Origin of the sequence: Frankia sp. AiPs1, from assembly GCF_023716945.1 — a bacterium.
GTDB lineage: Bacteria > Actinomycetota > Actinomycetes > Frankiales > Frankiaceae > Frankia.
The window spans coordinates 1-695 of record NZ_JAMQQF010001131.1; the positions used below are offsets into that span (position 1 = coordinate 1).

A 695-nucleotide genomic window follows, 5' to 3' on the forward strand; every position below is an offset into this window, starting at 1 on the left:
GGTCAGCAGGACCCGGGTGCCGCGGCCGGGGGCGGCGGCCAGGCGGACGCGACCGCCGACCTCGGCGAGCCGGGCCTGCACCGAGCGGCTCAGCCCGAGCCGGTCCGCGGGCACGGCGGCCGGGTCGAAACCCCGCCCCTCGTCCCGCACCATCACCCCGACCGCGGTCGGGGTGCGATGCACCGTGACCCAGGCCTGGTCGGTGCCGGCGTGCCGGCGGACGTTGGACAGCAGCTCGGCCGTCGCGGCGGCCAGCGCGGCCGTCACCTCGGCCGGCAGATCCTGCACGCTTGCGGTGCCCGGCGGGTGCGTCGCCGGCCGGCCACCCGGTTCGAGGCCCTCGGTCTGGTGGCCTGCGGGCTGGCGGTGATGGTGGCCACCGCCACGCTGGTCGACACCGCCGAGCCGGGGGCGAGTCGGGTCGCGGCCTGGCCGGTGCTGGTGTTGCCGCTGCTGCTCATGCAGGTCACGGTGTCCCGGCCGGCGGTCGAGTGGATCGCCGCGCTGGGATGCGCGGCCGCTACGCTCACCGGCCTCGCGGAGTTCGGCGCCGTGCCGGGGCCGTTGCCGTTCGCGCAGCTCCTCTCGGCGCTCAACGCCCTGGCGGCCTTGCAGATCATGGCCGCGATGGGCGGTCCGGTGCTGCGCCGGTCGGCGGACGCGGCGGCCCGGGCGCTCGGCCGGGAGGCCCGCCT

The 695-nt window shown here is 78.4% G+C and carries 1 protein-coding gene and 1 pseudogene; one reads left to right on the forward strand and one right to left on the reverse strand.

Annotated elements, in window-relative coordinates; genetic code table 11:
* A partial coding sequence (locus ND748_RS33280; protein WP_251750189.1) for an ATP-binding protein occupies positions 1–288 on the reverse strand: 288 nt, incomplete at its 3' end.
* Between the two features lie 18 nt (positions 289–306).
* Here ND748_RS33280 and ND748_RS33285 point away from each other — a divergent pair.
* Positions 307–695, forward strand: a pseudogene (locus ND748_RS33285) (ATP-binding protein); the annotation flags it as partial.